This is a genomic window from Streptomyces sp. NPDC033270 (genome assembly GCF_055576575.1).
In genome coordinates this window covers 13,362-28,200 of record NZ_JBVIRA010000049.1, presented here as the reverse complement: position 1 = coordinate 28,200, position 14,839 = coordinate 13,362, and the positions used below count along the sequence as shown (strand labels likewise).

Here is a 14,839-nt window from a genome sequence, read left to right as displayed (position 1 = left end):
TTCCGTTTTTTCGGCTTTTTCGAGCCTTTCCGCTTTTTTAGTCCTTTCCTTCTCGGTTTTTCCTTTTCGCCTCTTTCCCCCCCTTCTTTTTTTGGGGGGGGGGGGGGGGGGCGAAAGGGCCCCCCCCCCCCTCCGCTCAGCTGTGCGTACGCAGCAGCGTCCGCATGGTCCGCATGGCGACGGACAGGTTCGCCAGATCGAAGCCCTCCGACCCGTGGATCTCCTCCAGCGTCGCCCGCGCCCGGCTGAGGATCGCCGAGTTCGCTTCCTCCCAGGCCTTGAACCGCTGCTCGGGCGTCGCGGAGCCGTTGCCCGCCGACAGTACATCGGCGGTCAGCGCCGCATGCGCCGCGAAGAGGTCCTCGCGGATCGAGGCGCGGGCCATCGACTGCCAGCGGTCGTTGCGCGGCAGCTCCAGGATGCGGTCGAGGAGCTGGTTGATCCGCAGCCGGTCGCCCAGGTCGTAGTAGACCTCGGCGACCTCCAGCGGCTCCTTGCCCATGCGGTCCGCGACGGCGACGATGTCCAGCGCCGGGAAGACCGAGGAGAAGCCGGACACCTGGACGGCCAGCGGCTCGGGCACGCCCGCGCCGGTCAGCTCGTCCAGGATCGTCTGGAACCACTCCAGGTCGCTGCCCTGCAGCAGCTTCGGCAGCTCCGCCCAGACCTGCGCGACCCGCTCCGTGAAGAAGTCGATGGTCGTCGACAGCTCCAGCGGCTGCGGGCGGTTGTTGAGCAGCCAGCGGGTGCCGCGCTCGACCAGCCGGCGCGAATGCAGCCGGATCCGGGTCTGGACATCGGCGGCGACGACATTGTCGAGCGCCTCGACGTCGTCCCAGACCTGGTTGAGCCCGAAGATCGCGCGGGCCGCGGTGTGCGCCCGGACGACCTCTTCGAGGGAGGCGCCGGTCTCCTCCCGCATGCGGTGCAGGAAGCTCGTACCGCCGCTGTTGACGGTGTCGTTGACCATGACCGTGGTGATGATCTCGCGGCGCAGCGCATGCCCGTCGACCTGCTCGGGGAAGCGGTCGTAGAGCGCCGAGGGGAAGTAGGCGTGCAGCAGCCGTTCCAGGTACGGATCGTCCGGCAGCCCGGTCTGGATCAGCGCCTCGGCCACCGTGATCTTGGTGTACGCCAGGAGCACCGCGGTCTCGGGCTGGGTCAGGCCGCGGCCGGAGTTCAGCCGCTCGCGGATCTGCCGGTCGGTCGGCAGGAACTCCAGCGCCCGGTCGAGGTCGCCGTCGCGCACCAGGCGGCGCATGAAGCGCTGCTGGGCGTGGAGCATGCTGGAGGACTGGGCCTGGGCCAGGGCCAGCGCGGTGTTCTGCGCGTAGTTGTTGCGCAGCACCAGCGCGCCGACCTCGTCGGTCATCTCGGCCAGCAGCTTGTTGCGCTGCTTGAGCGTCATGTCCCCTTCGGCGACCACGGCGTTGAGCAGGATCTTGATGTTCACCTCGTGGTCGGAGGTGTCCACGCCGGCGCTGTTGTCGATCGCGTCGGTGTTGATCTTCCCGCCGGCCATGGCGAACTCGATCCGGCCCAGCTGGGTCAGGCCCAGGTTGCCGCCCTCGCCGACGACCTTGACCCGCAGCTCCTCGCCGTCGACGCGGATGGCGTCGTTGGCCTTGTCGCCCACGTCGGCGTGGGACTCCGTCGAGGACTTCACATACGTGCCGATGCCGCCGTTCCACAGCAGGTCGACCGGTGCCTTGAGGATGGCCCGCATCAGATCGGCCGGGGTCATCTTCTTCACGCCGGCCTCGATGCCGAGGGCGGCCCGCACCTGCGCGTTGATCGGGATCGACTTGGCCGAGCGCGGGTGGATGCCGCCGCCCTGCGAGAGCAGCTCGGTGTTGTAGTCCGCCCAGGACGAGCGGGGCAGTTCGAACAGCCGCCGGCGCTCGGCGTAGGAGGTCGCCGCGTCCGGGTTCGGGTCGAGGAAGATGTGCCGGTGGTCGAAGGCGGCGACCAGCCGGATGTGCTCGCTGAGCAGCATGCCGTTGCCGAAGACGTCGCCGGACATGTCGCCGACGCCGACCACGGTGAAGTCCTGGTTCTGGGTGTCGTGGCCCAGCTCGCGGAAGTGCCGCTTGACCGACTCCCAGGCGCCGCGGGCGGTGATGCCCATGCCCTTGTGGTCGTAGCCGGCGCTGCCGCCGGAGGCGAAGGCGTCACCGAGCCAGAAGCCGTACGACTGGGCGACCTCGTTGGCGATGTCGGAGAACGTCGCGGTGCCCTTGTCGGCGGCGACGACCAGGTAGGTGTCGTCCTCGTCGTGGCGGACGACGTCCTTGGGGGGGACGACCTCGCCGCCGACGAGGTTGTCGGTGATGTCCAGCAGACCGGAGATGAAGGTCTTGTAGCTGGCGATGCCCTCGGCCAGCCAGGCGTCCCGGTCCTGCGAGGGGTCCGGCAGCTGCTTGCCGACGAAGCCGCCCTTGGCGCCGACCGGCACGATGACGGTGTTCTTGACCATCTGTGCCTTGACCAGGCCGAGGATCTCCGTACGGAAGTCCTCCCGGCGGTCCGACCAGCGCAGACCGCCGCGGGCGACCTTGCCGAACCGCAGGTGGACGCCCTCGACCTTCGGGGAGTACACCCAGATCTCGTAGGCCGGGCGGGGCGCCGGCAGGTCCGGCATGGCCTGCGGGTCCAGCTTCACGGACAGGTAGCCGTGCGGCTGGCCCTGGCTGTTCTTCTGGTAGTGGTTGGTGCGCAGCGTCGCCTTGATGACGGTCAGGAAGGACCGCAGGATCCGGTCCTCGTCCAGGGAGGCGACCTGGTCCAGCGCCCCGTCCAGCTCCTCGAGCAGCCCGTCGGTCAGCTCGGTGCCCGCGCTCTGGCGCTCGGGGGACATCCGCGCCTCGAAGAGCGAGACCAGCAGCCGGGTGGTGTGGACGTTGTTGGAGAGGGTGTCCTCCATGTACGTCTGGCTGAAGGTCGATCCGGCCTGCCGCAGGTACTTGGCGTACGCCCGCAGGACCATCGCCTGGCGCCAGTTGAGTCCGGCCCGCAGCACCAGCTTGTTGAAGTTGTCGCTCTCGGCCGCGCCGGTCCACACGGCGTTGAAGGCTTCCTGGAAGCGCTCGCGGGCGTCGTCGCCCTTGACGTGCTCCGGCATCCGCAGCCCGAAGTCGTAGACCCAGGCGACGGTGGCGTCGGCGCAGCGCAGCTCGTGCGGGCGCTCGTCGATGACCTCGACGCCCAGGCGGTTCAGGCCGGGCAGCACCCGGGACAGCGAGACCGGCTCGCCCCTGCGGTAGATCTTGAAGCGGCGCTCGCCGGGGCCGGCGCCGACCGGCTCGGAGAGGCTGACCGAGAAGTCCTTGCCCGGCTCGCCGGTGAGCTTCTCCAGGTGCTGGAGGTCGGCGACCGCGCTGCGCGGGTTGTTGTCGGCCTTGTAGCCCTCGGGGAAGGCGTGGCCGTACTGGCGCAGCAGCTCGGCGCCGCGCTCCTCGCCGACCTCCGCGATCAGCGCCTCGGCGAAGCCGTCGGCCCAGGAGCGGGCGGCCTCCACCAGCCGGCCCTCGATGCGGTCCACATCGGCGTCGGTGAGGTCGGGCAGGGCGGAGCCGGGCTGGACGCGGATGACGAAGTGCAGCCGGGAGAGGACCGACTCGGTGTTCCAGGCCGTGAAGTCGACGCTGGTGCCGCCGAGCTCCTCCTTGAGGATGTCGATCAGGCGCAGCCGGACGTTGGTGGTGTAGCGGTCGCGCGGGAGGTAGACCAGCGCGGAGTAGTAGCGGCCGTACTCGTCCTGGCGCAGGAAGAGCCGCAGCCGGCGGCGCTCTTGGAGGTAGAGCACGCTCGTGGCGATGGACCGCAGCTCGTCGACGGGCGTCTGGAAGAGCTCGTCGCGCGGGTAGGTCTCCAGGATCTGCAGCAGGTCGCGGCCGTCGTGGCTGTCCGGGCTGAAGCCCGCGCCTTCGAGGACCTCGGCGACCTTGCGGCGGATGACCGGGACCCGGCGCACCGACTCGGTGTACGCGGCCGAGGAGAACAGGCCCAGGAAGCGCCGCTCCCCGATGACGTTGCCCTGCTCGTCGAACTTCTTGACCCCGACGTAGTCGAGGTAGGAGGGGCGGTGCACGGTGGCTCGGCTGTTGGCCTTGGTCAGGATCAGCAGCTTGTGCTCACGGGCCTTGGCGCGGGCGTCCGCGGGCAGCCGGTTGAAGGACGGCGAGACGGGGTGGCCGTCGGCGGTCTCGCGGTGCGGCGGGTCGGCGCGCAGTATGCCCAGGCCCGTGCCGGGCACGGCGGTCAGCACGTCCTCCTGGGTGCCGCCCTCACCGGGCGCGGAGGTGAGCTCGTACTCGCGGTAGCCGAGGAAGGTGAAGTGGTCGTCGGACAGCCACCGCAGCAGCTCCTGGGCCTCTTCGATCTCCATCTCGCGCAGGTCGTCGGCGACCGGCTCGGCGGGCAGCTGCTCGGCGATGCGCAGCGCGGCGCCGCGCATCTTCTCCCAGTCCTCGACGGCCTCGCGGACGTCGGACAGCACCCGCAGCAGGTCCGCGGTGATCTGCTTGAGGTCCTCGCGGTCGGTCTCGCGGTCCATCTCGACATGGATCCAGGACTCGGTCAGCGCGTCGTGCGGCAGGTCGGCGGTCCGGGCCTTGCCGGTGGTGGCGCGGGGGTCGCCGTTGGAGTCGAGGAGCTCGATGAGCTTGCCGGTGACATCGCGGCGGACGATCACCTGCGGGTGGATCACCAGGTGGATGCCGCGGCCCTGCCGCGAGAGCTCGTTGGTGACCGAGTCGACCAGGAAGGGCATGTCGTCGGTGACGACCTCGACGACGGAGTGGCTGCTGGTCCAGCCGTTCTCCTCGACGGTCGGCGTGTGCACCCGGACGTTGGCGGTGCCCTGCGGTCGCGTCTCCGCGAGGCGGTAGTGCGAGAGCGCGGCACCGAAGATGTCGTCCGGATGGCGGTCGATCAGGTCCTCAGGGGCGGTGTGCAGGTAGTAGCGCTGGAGGTATCCCGCAAGGGTGTCCGGGTCGAGGCCGCGTACCGGGTGCTTCCCCCCGGCCTGGCTTGTTTCAATGACCCGGGTCGCCCTGGCGAGCAGCTCGGTCTTGGCTTCGTCCAGCTTGGTCTGCATGTCCTCTGGCTCCTGTCGCGCGCCGTTGCGTGACGTTGTGGATATACGTGGGAAGAACTGCGGAAGCCGCACAACGCCGCCACGACGCGAGGTGTCCTGTCGCTGTCGACGCTATGCCGCAAGGGGAGAGGGCCGTGCCGCAATCGACAATTTTTGACAATGTCGACGTGGAGTGTTGGCCGCAAAGACCAGCGACCGCCCGGTCACGGTGGTGCCCCGGGCGCACGGCAGGGGCCTCGATGCCCCCGCGGGTTATCGCGCTGATCACGGTGCAAGGCTATCGCTCCCTCCACGGGTGCCGTCATGGGCCGTCCACGTACAAATCCGCGGTCCGAACTTAGACCTTCTGGACAACGCTACGCCGGGCCGGCGTATGCGTGCGCGCGGGAGGCGGGTACCCCGGGGCCGGGAGCGGAAGGGCCGGACGTGGCGCCCTCTCGGCGACCGGGCCCGCAGGGGCCCGTGTGGCCATGCCCTAGCGGACCAGGGTCTCCGCCAGCTCCACGGCCTCGGCGAGGCTGTCCACCACCGGCACCCCGGCGGCCTGAAGGCTCACACGGCTGTGCGACCCGCCCGTGTAGAGCACCGCGTACGCCCCCGCGTCCCGCGCGGCCACCGCGTCGTCCACAGCGTCACCGATCACGACCGTGCGCTGCGGGTCCACCTGCTCCAGCGCCGCGAAATGCCGCACCATCTGCGCGCTCTTCGTGCCCCCGGACGGTCCGGTCCGGCCCTCCACCAGCACGAACCGCGACTCGATCCCGAAGCCGCGGACGAGGGGTATCAGCTCGTCGTGCCCGAACATGCTCAGGATCGACTGGCTCCGCCCGGCCGTCTGCCACTTCTCCAGCAGCAGATCCACGCCCTCGGCGAGCGCGCAGCCCAGCCGGTGCTCGCTGTAATGCCGGTGGAACGCCTCGTCCATCACCAGCCACTCCGCGTCCGTCGGCAGCCGCCCCATCAGCCGCTCGTAGAACCGGGGGATGGGCACGCAGTACAGCTCCCGATAGATCTCCAGGGTGATCGGCGCCAGCCCGATCTCCTCGAACGCGGAGTTGGTCGCCCCGATGACGGCGTCGATGTCGTGGAACAGCGTGCCGTTCCAGTCCCAGACGATGTGTGTCGCGTGCTTCCCCATGCGGTTCCCCAGATCGTGCCCCGTGCGCTCGCCGCGCCTTCCCCATGCAGAAAACGTACCCGGCGCCACTGACAACGCGGCCGGAACGGCCGGCGCGGGGCTCAGCGGATCAGTTCGGGGATCTCCTGCACGGCGAACCACATCAGATCGTGGTCCTCCGCACCGTCCACGGTGAACTGCGCGTCGTCGTCGCCCTGGTCCGCCGCGCCGAGCGCGTCCGCGGCCGCCGCGACATCCGGCTCCGCGTCGGCGGCGTCCACATGCACCGCCGCGGCCTTCGACAGCGGCACCGGCCCGGCGATCCGCACCTCGCCCAGCGCCGACTGGTCGAGCCCACGGTCGGGGTCCGCCACCGCCGCGCCCTCCGGGACGTCCACAGCCACCACCACCCGGCGCCGCGTGACCTGCGGGTTCCCGGCGAGCAGCCGCAGCGAGGCCTGCGCCGCGCGGTTCAGCGCCGCGTACTCCAGCTCCTCGATGTCGTCCGAGACGTACCACTCGCGCAGCGCGGGCGTGACGGCGTACGCCCCCAGGGCGCCGGGGCCCAGCTCGCCGTTCTTGTGCGCCTCTGCGAGACCGGGGAGGGTCAGGGGGACATAGACGCGCATGGCAGCCGCTTCCGCTCGATTCGCTCGACTTTGAAGATCGTCCCGCCAGCATACGGGCGCGGGTCCCCCATCGTGCCGCCCCCAGTGACCCCGCGCCGCCCGCTGTGGACCCCTCCCGCACCCCGCCGCACCGGCTCCAGCCCGGGCCCGTGCCACGGACGGGTGAACTCCGATCGCCCCTCGCCCCGGACGCCGCGCGCCTTGCCGCGGCCCGGCGCCCGCCGATACGAAGTTCCCCACCAAAAGCTACCGCCCAGTAATTCACCGGGCCCGGCACAACGGGGGCGATCACCACCATGACCGGAAACCACGTCACGACGACCAGCACGCGCACCGCGACCGGCGCCGGCACCACGACGACCACCAGCACCGCGAAGACCACCGACACCACGAGGACCGCCACTGCCCGCGCGCCCCGCACCCGCCCCGCGGCCCCGACCGTTCCCCGGCCCCGGCGCTCCTCGGCGGGCCGACGCCCTGCCGGCCCTGCCGGCAGCCGCCCCGCCGCGCCCGGCACCCCGCTGCCGACCGTCGGGGCGCAGCGCCGGGCCCACGAGAGCCGGCCGCACCACTGGTTCGCGCATCAGCTGGTGCGCACGCTCAGCGGGCAGCAGCCCGTCCACGCGCTGCTGGGACACGCGCTGCCGGCCGCGTACGACCGGCTGGTGGAGCTGGCCCCGCTGGCGCCGCTGCGGCCCCTTCCCGGCCCGGGGCGGCGCGGCCCGGTCCCGACCGTGCGCGGGTGCGGACTGTGCCGGCCGTGTCGCGGGGTCATCGAGGCGTTCGCCCGGATCACGGCGGGTGAGCGGCTGCGGGCCCTCGCCTTCCGGCTGGAGCTGGGCGCCGACGCGCGGTGGCGGTGCGCCGCGCTGGACATCGGCCCGGCTCCGGCCCTGCCGAGCCCGGCACCGTGACCACCGCACACGGCAAAGGCGCCCCGGCCGTGCTCCGGCCGGGGCGCCCCGCTGCTGCGCGGCCCCGGCACGATCTGCCGGAGCCACGTCTGCGCCTACTTCTTGCGGCGGCGACCGCCGCTCTTCTGGGCCTTGCGCCGCTCCGCGCGGGTCATCCCGTCCGCCTCGGAGCGGGCCGGGCCGCCGGCCTCCTCGTCGCTGATGAAGTCGCCCTCGATGACGCTGCCGTCACCGTCCACCTTCGGCGCGGTGAAGTGCAGCCGGTCCGGCCGCTGCGGCGCCTCCAGGCCCTTGGCGTGGATCTCGGGGCGTCCCGCGCCGGCGGGCACCGCCTCCTGCTCGGCCTCCTGCACCGGGACCTCCTCGACCTGCTGCTCGACCTGGACCTCCAGGTTGAACAGGTAGCCGACGGACTCCTCCTTGATGCCCTCCATCATCGCGGTGAACATGTCGAAGCCCTCGCGCTGGTACTCGACCAGCGGGTCCTTCTGGGCCATCGCCCGCAGGCCGATGCCCTCCTGGAGGTAGTCCATCTCGTAGAGGTGCTCACGCCACTTGCGGTCCAGGACGGACAGCACGACCCGGCGCTCCAGCTCGCGCATGATGTCCGAGCCGAGCTGCTCCTCACGGGCGGCGTACTGCTCGTGGATGTCGTCCTTGACGGCGTCGGCGATGAACTCGGCGGTGATGCCCGCGCGGTCGCCGGCCTCCTCCTCCAGCTCCTCGACGCTCACCTTCACCGGGTAGAGCTGCTTGAACGCGCCCCACAGCCGGTCCAGGTCCCACTCCTCGGCGAAGCCCTCGACGGTCTCCGCCTGGATGTAGGCGTCGATGGTGTCGTCCATGAAGTGCTTGATCTGCTCCTGCAGGTCCTCGCCCTTCAGGACGCGGCGGCGCTCGCCGTAGATGACCTCGCGCTGGCGGTTGAGCACCTCGTCGTACTTCAGGACGTTCTTGCGCGTCTCGAAGTTCTGCTGCTCGACCTGCGACTGGGCGGAGGCGATCGCCCGCGTCACCATCTTGTTCTCGATCGGGACGTCGTCCGGCACGTTGGCCATCGCCATGACCCGCTCGACCATCTGGGCCTTGAACAGCCGCATCAGGTCGTCGCCCAGGGAGAGGTAGAACCGCGACTCGCCGGGGTCGCCCTGACGGCCGGAGCGACCGCGCAGCTGGTTGTCGATCCGGCGCGACTCATGCCGCTCCGTGCCGAGCACATACAGCCCGCCGAGCTCCTTGACCTCCTCGAACTCCGCCTTGACCGCGGCCTCGGCGCGCTCCAGGGCGGCGGGCAGCGCGGCCGCCCACTCCTCGACGTGCTCGACCGGGTCCAGGCCCATCTGGCGCAGCTCGGCCTCGGCCAGGTCGTCGGGGTTGCCGCCGAGCTTGATGTCGGTACCACGGCCGGCCATGTTGGTGGCGACCGTCACGGCGCCCTTGCGGCCGGCCTGGGCGACGATCGACGCCTCCCGGTCGTGCTGCTTGGCGTTGAGGACCTCGTGCGGCACCCCGCGCTTGTTGAGCTGCTGGGAGAGGTACTCGGACTTCTCCACGGAGGTCGTGCCCACCAGGATCGGCTGGCCCTTGGCGTGCTTCTCGACGATGTCCTCGACCACCGCGTCGAACTTCGCCGGCTCGGTGCGGTAGATCAGGTCCGCCTGGTCCAGGCGGACCATCGGGCGGTTGGTCGGGATCGGCACCACGCCGAGCTTGTAGATCTGGTGGAACTCGGCGGCCTCGGTCATGGCCGTACCGGTCATGCCGGAGAGCTTGCTGTAGAGGCGGAAGAAGTTCTGCAGGGTGATCGTGGCGAGCGTCTGGTTCTCGTCCTTGATCTCCACCCCCTCCTTCGCCTCGATGGCCTGGTGCATGCCCTCGTTGTAGCGGCGGCCGGCGAGGATACGGCCGGTGTGCTCGTCGACGATCATGACTTCGCCGTCGATGACGACGTAGTCCTTGTCGTTCTTGAACAGCTCCTTGGCCTTGATCGCGTTGTTGAGGTAACCGACGAGCGGGGTGTTGACCGACTCGTACAGGTTGTCGATGCCCAGCCAGTCCTCGACCTTGCTGACACCGGACTCGTGGATGCCGACCGTGCGCTTCTTCTCGTCGACGTCGTAGTCGCCGGTCTCCTCAATGCCGCGCTGCGGGTTGGCGGCCTCGCCCCTCTTGAGGCGCTGCACCAGCTTGGCGAAGTCGCCGTACCACTTGGTGGCCGAGTCCGCCGGGCCGGAGATGATCAGCGGCGTACGGGCCTCGTCGACGAGGATCGAGTCGACCTCGTCGACGACCGCGAAGTTGTGGCCGCGCTGGACGAGTTCCTCCTGCGACCAGGCCATGTTGTCGCGCAGGTAGTCGAAGCCGAACTCGTTGTTCGTGCCGTAGGTGATGTCGCAGTTGTACTGCTCACGGCGCTGGGCGGGCGTCATGTCGGCGAGGATGCAACCGACCGTCAGGCCCAGGAACTTGTGGACCCGGCCCATCATCTCGGAGTCGCGCTCGGCCAGGTAGTCGTTGACCGTGATCAGGTGCACGCCCTTGCCGGACAGCGCGTTGAGGTACGTGGGGAGGGTGCCGACCAGGGTCTTGCCCTCACCGGTCTTCATCTCCGCGACGTACCCCATGTGAAGGGCCGCGCCACCCATCAGCTGGACGTCGTAGTGGCGCTGGCCGAGCACTCGCTTGGCGGCCTCGCGGACCGTCGCGAACGCCTCGGGCAGCAGGTCGTCGAGGCTCTCGCCGTCCGCGTACCGCTCCTTGTACTCGTCCGTGAGCGCCCGCAGCTCAGCGTCGGAGAGAGCCGCGAAGTCCTCCTCGATGGAGTTGACCTGGCCCGCGATGCGGTGCAGCTTGCGCAGGATCTTTCCTTCGCCTGCACGCATGATCTTCGTCAAGACGGACACTTGGGCTGGTCTCCTTGCCGGTCGGGCCTGCACGGTCGAGTGCGCGGGCGCGGCATATTTCCAAGGGGGCAGGCCCCGCCGCAACGGCCATCGTAAAGGAGGACGCCGCCGGGCCGGGAGGTCCGCCGCCGCGAACCCCGCTATCCCCTCGCCACGTGAACGCACAAGGCCGCGAGAAGGTGCCGGGCAGGTGCCGGGAATCACGCGAAAATCCTGAGCGGCCCTTTCCACGACCCAGCAGACTCACCTCATGAAGCCCCTCACCCTCACCACCGAGCGCCTCGTGCTGCGGCCCTTCGAGCCGTCCGACGCACCCGCGGTCCACGCCGCCTGCCAGGAGCCCGACATCCCGCGCTGGACGAGCGTCCCCTCGCCGTACACCCACCGGGACGCGGAGCAGTTCGTCGGGACGATCGCCCCCGACGGCTGGCGCGACGACACGAGCTACAACTTCGCCGTCGTCACCAAGGCGGACGGCTCGCTGGTCGGCGCGATGGGCCTGGTACGCCTCGACCATCTGCGCACCCCGGAGCGGCAGGCCGAGCTGGGCTTCTGGACCGCCAAGGAACAGCGCGGCCGGGGGTACACCGTCGAGGCGGCCCGCGCGGTGCTGCACTGGGCCTTTCGTGATCTGGGCGTGGAGCGCATGGAGTGGCTCGCGGAGGCCGGCAACGACGGCTCCTGGGCGGTCGCCCGCAGACTCGGCTTCCACAGGGAGGGCACCCTGCGCGCCAAGCTGCTGCACGAGGGCACCCGCCGGGACGTCTGGATCGGCTCGCTGCTCCCCTCCGACCTGGGCGGCGCGGAGCCCGCACCGTCCGGTCTGCCGGATGCCACGCCGTACCTGCCCTACTCCGGCTGAGACGCCGCGCGGCGCCGGCCGACCGCGGCCCCGGCCCCTCCCCCGGGCCCGGGGCCGCGGCGGCGCCCGCTGTCAGTGCCCGCCCCTACGCTGTGCCGCATGACCGCCGTGACGCAGCCATCGCCTCTGCCGCAGCCCGTGACGAGCCTGTCCCGCGACGACGCCCGCCGCCTGGCGCTGCGGGCCCAGGGCCTGCTGGGGGCCCCGGACCGCCGGGCGGGGGTGCGCGGAGTGCTGCGGGCCCTGGGCGCGGTGCAGCTGGACACGATCTCGGTGCTGGCCCGCTCCCATGAGCTGGTGCCCTACGCCCGCCTCGGCGCCGTCGGCCGCCCGGCCGTCGAGGCCGCCTACTGGGCCGAGGCTCCCGCCGGCGCGTCGGCGGCCCGGCCCCACAGCTTCGAGTACTGGTCGCACGCCGCCTGCATCCTGCCCATCGAGGAGTGGCCGCACTTCGCCTTCCGGCGCCGCGCCCGGCGCGCCAAGGGCCACCGCTGGCATGTCATGCAGGATTCCGAGCGCTCCTGCGCCGCCGTCCTGGAGCGGCTGCGGGCCGACGGCCCGCTGACCACCTCCGAGCTGGGCGGCGGCCGCAACGGGGGCGAATGGTGGGACTGGTCCGAGACCAAGATCGCGGTGGAGTGGCTGCTGGACACCGGCGACGTGGTCTGTACGCGGCGCCGCGCCTGGAAGCGCGTCTACGACCTCGCCGAGCGCGCCGTCCCGGACAGCCTGCTCCACGACGATCTGGACGACGCCGAGTGCCTGCGCCGCCTCGTCGCCCAGGCCGGGGCCGCCATGGGCGTGGCCACCCGCGCCGACCTCGCCGACTACCACCGCCTCAAGGGCGAGCAGGTCGACGCCGTCCTCGCGGACTCCGGTCTGGTCTCCGTCGAGGTCGAGGGCTGGGGAAAGCCCGCCTGGGCCGATCCCGCCGCGCTGGCCTCGGCGCCCCGCGGCCGGCACCGCACCACCCTGCTCTCGCCCTTCGACTCCCTGATCTGGGACCGGCCGCGCACGGAGCGGATCTTCGATTTCACCCACCGCCTGGAGGCGTACGTCCCCCGCCCCAAGCGGATACACGGCTACTTCGCGATGCCCCTGCTGGCGGGCGGCCGACTGGTGGGCCGGGTCGACCCGGCCCGTGAGGGCACCACCCTCGTCGCCCGCCAGGTCTCGCTGCAGAACGACAAGGCCGTCGCCCCGATGGCCCAGGCGCTCCGCGAGGCCGCGACGTGGGTCGGCTGCGATTCCGTCCGTGTGGAGCGCTGCGACGACGCCCGGCTGGCCGCCGCCCTGCGCACGGAGCTGATCGCGCAGGACTGACCCGGCCGGGCGCGCGGGAACTCACCCGGCTGGTCGGCCGGCTGGCCCGGCTGGCCGGCCGGCCGCCGCTCAGCGGATCTCGAGGATCTTCTCCCGCATCGCGTAGACCACCGCTTCCATCCGGGAGTGCAGCTGGAGCTTCTCCAGGATGTTGCGGACGTGGTTCTTCACCGTGTTCTCGGAGATGAAGAGTTCCTTGGCGATATCGCGGTTGTTCATGCCCGTGGCGACCAGCTTGAGGACCTCCAGCTCCCGGTCGGTGAGCCGGGGCGCGGGCACCAGCCTGCGCTCGTCCGTCCGCTGGATCATCGACTTGAACTCCGTCAGGAGCTTGGACGCCATCGACGGGCTGATCTGCGACTGGCCGTCCGCCACGGCCCGGATCGCGGTGGCCACCTCGTCGGTGGAGATCTCCTTGAGGAGGTAGCCGGTGGCGCCGGCCTTGATCGCGTCGTAGAGATCGGCCTCTTCGTCGCTGATCGTCAGCATGATGATCTTGGCACTGGGGGCCACCTCCTTGATGGAGGTGCACGCCTCGATCCCCCCGCGCTTGGGCATCCGTACGTCCATCAGCACGATGTCGGGCAGCAGATCCGCGGCCTTGTCGACCGCCTCCGCGCCGTCCCCCGCCTCACCGACGACCTGGATGTCCTCTTCCTGGGCGAGCACGATCTCCAGCCCTCGCCGGAAAAGCGCGTGGTCATCCACCACCAGGACCCGGATCGGCTCCTTGCGCGGCGCGCTGACGGCCCGCTCCTCGCCCCCGACACCGCTTTCGTCGTCGTCCGCGTCACCGCGCACGGGACCGAAACTGTCCCCCATTGATCCTCCCCGTCAACTACTCGGCCGAGAGGCCGGAGCTTGGAAATAAGGCTGGTTGACAACAGCCCCCTGCGACCAGCCCGATCAATGCCATACGACCGTCTCCCCGGCGTGTCGCCGTTTCGAGTCCACGAACTCCCTGGCTGGCACAAACACTATACGGCTTCAACTCCTGCTTTCTCCGGGCACGATGGTGCCCCCGGCGCACGCCGGGGGCACCGAGCGGGTGGGGTTCAGCCGCCCAGCGCGCCGCCTGCGCCGCCGGGCTCCTCCTCCCCGAACGAGTCGGGGTTCAAGTGGATGACGCCGTAGTCGTATGCATGCCGCCGGTAGACGACACTTGGCAGCTTGGTGTCGGCGTCGACGAAGAGATAGAAGTCGTGTCCGACCAACTCCATCTCGTTGAGCGCCTGGTCGAGCGTCATCGGTGCGGCCGAGTGGGTCTTCTCCCGGACGACCAGGGGACCCTCGCCCTGGACGTCGATCGACCCCATCCTCGTGGTCGGCACCGTCTGATCGGCTTCGGTGGCGAGTTCGCCGTTGGTGTTCAGGCTCGCGGCGTCCGGCACGCTGACGGCGACCTCACTCGCCGGAATGCGGCCGTTGCCGCGACGCGAGAAGCGCTTGTCGTGCTGCTTGCGCAGCCGTGCCTCCAGCTTGGCGGTTGCCAGGTCCAGCGCGGCGTACGGATCGGCTGCGGCCGCCTCGGCCCGGACCACCGGGCCACGGGAGCGGAGCGTGATCTCCACTCGGTCGGAACGGTCGGCCTGCCGCGGGTTGGGCTCCTTGGACACCTCGACGTCCAGGCTGATCACCTTGGCGTCGAGCTTCTGGACTTTGTCCAGCTTCAGCTTCTCGGCCACGTGCTTGCGGAACCGCTCGGGCACCTCGGTCTTGCGGCCTTTGACGACGATGTCCACGCAGAACTCCGTTCCCGGATCGCTCCGCTCATCCGGCGGAGCAATTCCTTCTTGCACCAGGCTCCGGTAGTTGCCGAAGCCTCGGACTTGGCGACTTTCACCTCCTCCTCCCCCGACGACAAGATCTCCACGCCCCCCGTTTTCAGGGTCGCTGCAAACGCCCCTGAACGCATTCATCGCGACATTCGAGGCAAAACATCCGCCAAGTCCTCACAACCGAACATAGCTCTCCTGGGCGGATGTCGGCACCC

At 70.4% G+C, this 14,839-nt stretch carries 9 protein-coding genes; 3 read left to right on the top strand and 6 right to left on the bottom strand.

Annotated features, from left to right (window positions below):
* Positions 1-136 precede the first annotated feature (136 nt).
* The 3 genes from ACZ5XZ_RS37970 to ACZ5XZ_RS37960 all read right to left on the bottom strand — a co-directional run bounded on the left by ACZ5XZ_RS37970 (position 137) and on the right by ACZ5XZ_RS37960 (position 6,844).
* The gene (locus tag ACZ5XZ_RS37970; RefSeq protein ID WP_468986858.1) at positions 137-5,098 is read right to left on the bottom strand and encodes an NAD-glutamate dehydrogenase; all 4,962 of its coding nucleotides are present in this window, start codon (positions 5,096-5,098) and stop codon (positions 137-139) included.
* Between the two features lie 475 nt (positions 5,099-5,573).
* Positions 5,574-6,236, bottom strand: a complete 663-nt coding sequence (locus ACZ5XZ_RS37965; protein WP_468986856.1) for an HAD family hydrolase — start codon at positions 6,234-6,236, stop codon at positions 5,574-5,576.
* A gap of 101 nt (positions 6,237-6,337) precedes the next feature.
* A complete protein-coding gene (locus ACZ5XZ_RS37960) occupies positions 6,338-6,844 on the bottom strand; it encodes a DUF6912 family protein (protein ID WP_468986855.1) in 507 nt (168 codons plus the stop codon).
* A gap of 296 nt (positions 6,845-7,140) precedes the next feature.
* On the opposite strand from ACZ5XZ_RS37960, the gene ACZ5XZ_RS37955 reads away from it, so the two are divergent.
* Positions 7,141-7,758 carry an Rv3235 family protein gene (locus ACZ5XZ_RS37955; protein WP_468986853.1) on the top strand — a complete coding sequence of 206 codons (618 nt, stop codon included), beginning with the start codon at positions 7,141-7,143 and terminating at the stop codon, positions 7,756-7,758.
* A gap of 95 nt (positions 7,759-7,853) precedes the next feature.
* On the opposite strand, the gene secA is transcribed toward ACZ5XZ_RS37955, so the two are convergent.
* On the bottom strand, positions 7,854-10,661 hold the full coding sequence (gene secA, locus ACZ5XZ_RS37950) for a preprotein translocase subunit SecA (protein WP_468986851.1): 2,808 nt from the start codon (positions 10,659-10,661) through the stop codon (positions 7,854-7,856).
* 250 nt (positions 10,662-10,911) lie between these two features.
* Here secA and ACZ5XZ_RS37945 point away from each other — a divergent pair, with 250 nt between their 5' ends.
* Together ACZ5XZ_RS37945 and ACZ5XZ_RS37940 are read left to right on the top strand one after the other, a co-directional pair.
* Positions 10,912-11,523: a GNAT family N-acetyltransferase gene (locus ACZ5XZ_RS37945; RefSeq protein ID WP_468986850.1), complete on the top strand. Its 612-nt coding sequence runs from the start codon at positions 10,912-10,914 to the stop codon at positions 11,521-11,523.
* A gap of 99 nt (positions 11,524-11,622) precedes the next feature.
* On the top strand, positions 11,623-12,846 hold the full coding sequence (locus tag ACZ5XZ_RS37940) for a winged helix-turn-helix domain-containing protein (protein WP_468986849.1): 1,224 nt from the start codon (positions 11,623-11,625) through the stop codon (positions 12,844-12,846).
* Between the two features lie 69 nt (positions 12,847-12,915).
* Here ACZ5XZ_RS37940 and ACZ5XZ_RS37935 read toward each other — a convergent pair whose 3' ends face one another.
* Together ACZ5XZ_RS37935 and hpf are read right to left on the bottom strand one after the other, a co-directional pair.
* The gene (locus ACZ5XZ_RS37935) at positions 12,916-13,668 is read right to left on the bottom strand and encodes a response regulator (protein ID WP_468986847.1); all 753 of its coding nucleotides are present in this window, start codon (positions 13,666-13,668) and stop codon (positions 12,916-12,918) included.
* Between the two features lie 233 nt (positions 13,669-13,901).
* The gene (gene hpf, locus ACZ5XZ_RS37930) at positions 13,902-14,588 is read right to left on the bottom strand and encodes a ribosome hibernation-promoting factor, HPF/YfiA family (protein ID WP_384441499.1); all 687 of its coding nucleotides are present in this window, start codon (positions 14,586-14,588) and stop codon (positions 13,902-13,904) included.
* Positions 14,589-14,839 lie beyond the last annotated feature (251 nt).